The following is a 1,041-nucleotide window of genomic DNA, read 5'->3' on the forward strand; positions in this document are numbered from 1 at the left end:
GCGTAATAGCTCACTGATCGAGTCGTCCTGCGCGGAAGATGTAACGGGGCTAAGCCAGTCACCGAAGCTGCGGATATCTAGCAATAGATATGGTAGGAGAGCGTTCTGTAAGCCTGCGAAGGTGTCTTGTGAAGGATGCTGGAGGTATCAGAAGTGCGAATGCTGACATGAGTAGCGATAATGGGGGTGAAAAGCCTCCACGCCGTAAGCCCAAGGTTTCCTGTTCAACGTTCATCGGAGCAGGGTGAGTCGGCCCCTAAGGCGAGGCAGAGATGCGTAGCTGATGGGAAGCAGGTTAATATTCCTGCACCGTCGTATGATGCGATGGGGGGACGGATCGCGGAAGGTTGTCTAGCTGTTGGAATAGCTAGTTTTTGACTCATAGAAGGCGCTTAGGCAAATCCGGGCGCGCAATTCAAGGGGTCGAGACGAGGAACTTAGGTTCTGAAGCAATCGGAAGTGGTTCCAAGAAAAGCCTCTAAGCTTCAGTCATACGAGACCGTACCGCAAACCGACACAGGTGGGCGAGATGAGTATTCTAAGGCGCTTGAGAGAACTCGGGAGAAGGAACTCGGCAAATTGGTACCGTAACTTCGGGAAAAGGTACGCCCTTGTAGTTTGACCACTTTACTGTGGAAGGATGAACGGGTTGCAATAAACTGGTGGCTGCGACTGTTTAATAAAAACACAGCACTCTGCAAACACGAAAGTGGACGTATAGGGTGTGACGCCTGCCCGGTGCTGGAAGATTAAATGATGGGGTGCAAGCTCTTGATTGAAGTCCCAGTAAACGGCGGCCGTAACTATAACGGTCCTAAGGTAGCGAAATTCCTTGTCGGGTAAGTTCCGACCTGCACGAATGGCGTAACGATGGCCACACTGTCTCCTCCCGAGACTCAGCGAAGTTGAAATGTTTGTGATGATGCAATCTACCCGCGGCTAGACGGAAAGACCCCATGAACCTTTACTGTAGCTTTGCATTGGACTTTGAACCAATCTGTGTAGGATAGGTGGGAGGCTTTGAAGCGGGGACGCCAGTTC

Annotated in this window: 1 rRNA gene; it reads left to right on the forward strand. The window is 51.4% G+C overall.

Annotated features, from left to right (window positions below):
- Nucleotides 1-1,041 (forward strand): 23S ribosomal RNA (locus AC3XQU_RS22690); the annotation flags it as partial.

The organism is Telluria sp. AZSoR62 (genome assembly GCF_058111565.1).